Origin of the sequence: Oribacterium sp. C9 (assembly GCF_002007235.1) — a bacterium.
Taxonomy (GTDB): Bacteria; Bacillota; Clostridia; order Lachnospirales; family Lachnospiraceae; genus Oribacterium.
Genome location: NZ_MUHW01000062.1, coordinates 1 through 1,598 on the forward strand (window position 1 = coordinate 1; position 1,598 = coordinate 1,598).

1 protein-coding gene is annotated in these 1,598 nt (G+C 33.8%); it reads right to left on the reverse strand.

Annotated elements, in window-relative coordinates; translation table 11 throughout:
• Nucleotides 1-119 precede the first annotated feature (119 nt).
• Nucleotides 120-1,322, reverse strand: coding sequence for an IS110 family transposase (locus BXO88_RS16135; protein WP_078038746.1), 1,203 nt, complete (start codon nucleotides 1,320-1,322; stop codon nucleotides 120-122).
• Nucleotides 1,323-1,598 lie beyond the last annotated feature (276 nt).

A 1,598-nucleotide genomic window follows, 5' to 3' on the forward strand; every position in this document is an offset into this window, starting at 1 on the left:
GGGTGCTTGCCAATACGGTAGACTTGCTAATATTTTTCAAGTGTTTTTTTATTATATTTTTAGCGTACTTAAACAAGGCCGTCAACTTTGGCGGCTTTTTTCATTACCGCTTAAAGCTTCTAATCTATTGATTTAAGATAGTTGTTCACTATAGCATAATAGCATCGAAGAAATTTATTTGCGGATGCCATAATATACACCTTAAAATGTTTTCCTTCTGCTTTTTTTCGAATCATATATTGATATATTGGTTCATTTTGAGGTGAATTCTTCAAATATATCCCCATGATTAAAAACAGTGTATGTCGCAAAGAAGAAGATCCTCTTTTAGTCATACTCCTGCTTTTAACATTTACATCTCCCGACTGATATGGAGGTGCATCTATACCTGCATATGCAATTAATGCTTTCTTCGAATGAAAACGTCGTACGTTCCCTATCTCAGCAATTAACTGAGGACCTAACACCGTCCCTACACCATACATGGACATGACAACAGGATACTCAGGCAAAGATGCGGCAATATTGTGCATTTCAGTTCTGATGGTAAACAGTGTATTATTCATTAGTTGTAATTCAGTTACACATGTTTGAATCAGTTTTTTAGAATGCTCATTATTTGGAAGTGTGCTGACGCATTGCTTTGCATGATTATATATCTCATCTGCTTTGCTTTCAGAATATCTGTATCTATATTTTTTGCACCAGGAATTATATCTTTTATGGAAAACTGATCTAGTATAGGATATAACTTTACTACTATGATAAAACTCATGTACAAAGTCCACCCATTTCTCATGACCATCTTCACGTGGGGTACTTTTAAATAGCTTATTTACTCCCGGATAAGTAATATCTAATAGAGAAATAAGATTATTGCTTATCATTGTGTGAAGTTTCGAGTACTGTTCATACTGATGGTAATAATTCTTCAAGAGCATCCTTGCATCATCTTCAATATGATATCTCGGTAATTCAAGCCATGAATCAATAGCATAATTAGCAAGTTTTACAGCATCCTTTTTATCTGTCTTAACACGTCTTAAACTATTATTTTTATAGTCATGAATTAAAATAGCATTAATAACAGATACATAAATTCCAGATTCAGATAATATATTTGCAATTGGAGTATAATAATTTCCTGTATACTCAATCACAACTCGAGTCTCGCCTTTTAGGGCTAATAACTTCTTTGCTAGATCTTTTAATGCAGCTTCGTTATGCTGGACTTCAAATGGCGAATACACAATTTCTCCAAATGGCTTCATAACCGCAACCATACTTTTGCCTTTTGAAACATCGATGCCTACAGCGTTCATATATTCCTCCCAATAATATATTCAACTGGTAACCTCATCTTTTCTCATTGCCAATTCAATCTATTTTTTGAAACGAACATATAAGCTCAACTTGCTAAAATCGAATACTACAATAAGAGGATGGTACACACTCTACCGTACGGATATATATAACCCAAGGCGGTTGACGTATACCAGTTGTACCTCTTATTATAGTTAAGACAAAGAGATGGCAATAATCCTATTGATTTATAAAATCATTACCATCTAATATATTAATAGGCGGTTAGTCCTCCT

Bases quoted from the DNA above. Each gene is read 5' to 3' on its own strand.
- BXO88_RS16135 (WP_078038746.1), bottom strand. From the start codon at position 1,322: ATGAACGCTGTAGGCATCGATGTTTCAAAAGGCAAAAGTATGGTTGCG.